Origin of the sequence: Dyadobacter sp. (assembly GCF_051859145.1) — a bacterium.
Taxonomy (GTDB): Bacteria; Bacteroidota; Bacteroidia; order Cytophagales; family Spirosomataceae; genus Dyadobacter.
This window is the reverse complement of sequence record NZ_JBHYGF010000487.1, coordinates 1-2,519: the sequence shown is the minus strand read 5'-3', so window position 1 is coordinate 2,519 and position 2,519 is coordinate 1. Positions and strand designations below refer to the sequence as shown.

The 2,519-nt window shown below is 46.3% G+C and carries 2 protein-coding genes; both read right to left on the bottom strand.

The features are described from left to right. Window positions 1-58: 58 nt before the first annotated feature. Window positions 59-391, bottom strand: coding sequence for a hypothetical protein (locus tag ACTIE6_RS22505; RefSeq protein ID WP_439558769.1), 333 nt, complete (start codon window positions 389-391; stop codon window positions 59-61). Between the two features lie 93 nt (window positions 392-484). Then, window positions 485-2,242 (bottom strand): transcription termination factor Rho, encoded by a 1,758-nt coding sequence (gene rho, locus ACTIE6_RS22500; protein WP_439558768.1) that lies wholly within the window; start codon window positions 2,240-2,242, stop codon window positions 485-487. Between the last annotated feature and the right edge of the window lie 277 nt (window positions 2,243-2,519).

Sequence of the window (2,519 nt, the reverse complement as noted above, 5' to 3'; positions counted from 1 at the left end):
AAAGGAAAAACCCGCTGTATGGCGGGTTTTTTTATGGCAAAATGTAAATGGATATCTATTACTGGAGTTTACCTGTCATGAGGCTGCGTTTCAGCTGAGCCAATTCTTCCCACTTTTGGTCGCGGGCAAGAGTGGCTTGCTTGGGCCAGGAAGAAGGATTTTGGATCTGGAATCTTGGTCCTGCTTTTTTCAGGATACCTGCCATTCTGATTACCGAAGCTTCGGCCAGCTGCTCGTAAGTGTATATTCCCTCCTTATTCAGCAGTTCCTCGATTTTTGGGCCGATACCGTCAATCAATTTGAGGTTGTCAGGCGCAGCGTTCGGGCTGGTGGTCGGGTAAACGGTTTTGGTAGCGGTTGTTGCGATAGGCTGATTGGTGTTGTAAGTCATGGAATGTTGAATCGGCGGGTAAAAGGTTTCTTCATTCAGGCAAATAGATGAAATGAAAAAAGCCTGAACGGTGAAGTCCAGGCTTTCTCTTCATTATCGGTTCATAGAAATAAGGAACTCTTCGTTGTTCCGTGTCCCTTTCATGTGTTCGAGCAGGAAGTCCATCGACTCCATTGCATTCATATCCGACATGTGCTTGCGCAGGATCCACACTTTCTTCAATGTTTCCTTATCGAGCAGCAAGTCCTCGCGGCGGGTACCGGAAGCCATTACATCGATTGCCGGGAACACGCGCTTGTTTGAAAGTTTGCGGTCCAGCTGCAATTCCATATTACCGGTACCTTTAAATTCTTCAAAAATAACTTCGTCCATTTTAGAACCTGTGTCAATCAATGCAGTGGCGATGATTGTCAGCGAGCCGCCGTTTTCGACATTTCTCGCAGCTCCGAAGAACCGTTTCGGCTTGTGCAATGCATTTGCATCCACACCACCAGAAAGGATTTTACCGGACGAAGGTACCACGGTATTGTAAGCACGCGCAAGACGGGTAATGGAGTCAAGCAAAATCACAACGTCGTGACCGCATTCAACCATTCTTTTAGCTTTTTCCAAAACAATGCTAGCAACTTTCACGTGGCGATCTGCCTGTTCGTCAAATGTAGAGGCAATTACTTCGGCACGTACGCTGCGCTGCATATCGGTAACCTCCTCAGGACGTTCGTCGATCAGCAGGATCAGCAGGAACACCTCGGGGTGGTTGCGTGTAATTGCGTTCGCTACTTCCTTCAACAGGACAGTTTTACCCGTTTTAGGCTGTGCTACGATCATCCCTCGCTGGCCTTTTCCAATCGGTGCAAACAGGTCGAGGATACGTGTTGAATATTGATCCGGGCGGGAGCTGAGTTTAAGGCACTCGTCGGGGAACAATGGAGTCAGGTATTCAAAAGGAATACGGTCCCTGATTTCCTCGGTTGTTTTACCATTTACCGTTTCTACGCGAAGCAGTGCAAAATACTTTTCACCTTCTTTCGGCGGACGGATCTGTCCTTTTACAGTATCACCCGTTTTCAGGCCGAAAAGCTTGATTTGTGAAGGAGATACATATATATCGTCGGGACTAGCGAGGTAGTTGTAGTCTGCTGACCTTAGAAAACCATATCCGCCATCCTGCATAATTTCGAGGACACCTTCATTAATAATCAACCCGTCGAATTCCCGGACGTAGTTATTATAATTGCGTTTTATTTTATTGGAAGGATCTTCGCGCTGTTGTTGTGGCTGAGCCTGGCGTTCTCCTCCTTCGTGTTGTTGTCTGGCAGGTCTTTCTTCCCGGGCAGTCGCATTTCCGTTATCGTTTCCTGCTGCTGCGGGTTCTTCCCTCGTTTCCATATCAGATACCTGATCTGTTTCAGCCGGAACAGCGATTTCTGCCCTGCCAAGATCATTTAATGTATCGTTATCTTCGTCTGCTTCGTCTGTAACATCACTGTTCTTTGGAAGATCTTCTGATATAGCCTGCGCTTGTGGTCTGGGGCTGTCGAAAAGGGGAGCTGAGGATTTGCCTGCATTCTCTTTTTTACCTTTTCCAGGTCGGTTACCGCCTTGTTTTACAGCAACTGGTACCGGTTCGGCCGGTCGGCGTGCGCGTTTTTTCTTGGGTTCGTCGTCGCCTTCTGCCACAGCTTCGGAAACAGCTGGCTGATTTACAGCGCTTCCATTTTCCTGGTTGGCGAGAATGCGGTTAATAAGTTCTTTTTTAGCGAGTTTAGTATGATCAGGTATTCCGAGCGAACCTGCTATTTCTTTAAGCTCCGAGAGGAGCTTAATGTTCAATTCATCAATTGTAGGCATAAAGAGAATGGAAAGTAAAGTAAGACTTTACCGATGGGATAATAAGTTGAATGTTATTGATATAAAATTTGGGCCCGACCCAAAGCCGTGTGATGGTCATTGATATTGAAATAAAAATTTATCGAAGCAGCCGGAATTAATGACCTTACTAGCTGGAAAACCTGAGTGGATCAATGGTGAATTTCTGCAACTTGATACAATGGAAGTATTGACAATAAATCGGCAAGATTTTTAAAACCTAGGTAACGTTGGGAACGGAGCTACCGATAGATGGATT